We start from the raw sequence: 231 nt of genomic DNA on the forward strand, positions 1-231 counted from the left end.
TAGTAGCGGACGGTGATTATATACACATTTACGCTAAAGACCCAAAAGCGATTGAATTGATGTATGAAAACGCACTGAATCAAGGTTTTTATGTTGAATACGTTACAGACGAAAATGACGGTAGAACGCGTTTGTCAGTATAGTAGTAATTTGAAAGGGGAACGGCAATATGGAGAGAAATACAGTTAAAGAATATACAATACGAACTGCTACTGAAGAGGAGAGCGATAC

At 37.7% G+C, this 231-nt stretch carries 1 protein-coding gene and 1 pseudogene; both read left to right on the forward strand.

Going from position 1 to position 231, the window contains the following annotated elements:
• The coding region (locus JDS96_RS31605; RefSeq protein ID WP_199669195.1) for a DUF2691 family protein at window positions 1-143 on the forward strand (143 nt) is incomplete at its 5' end.
• Between the two features lie 26 nt (window positions 144-169).
• Window positions 170-231 (forward strand): annotated as a pseudogene (locus tag JDS96_RS31610) (GNAT family N-acetyltransferase); the annotation flags it as partial.

Source organism: Bacillus cereus group sp. N21 (assembly GCF_016483395.1).
Taxonomy (GTDB): domain Bacteria; phylum Bacillota; class Bacilli; order Bacillales; family Bacillaceae_G; genus Bacillus_A; species Bacillus_A pseudomycoides.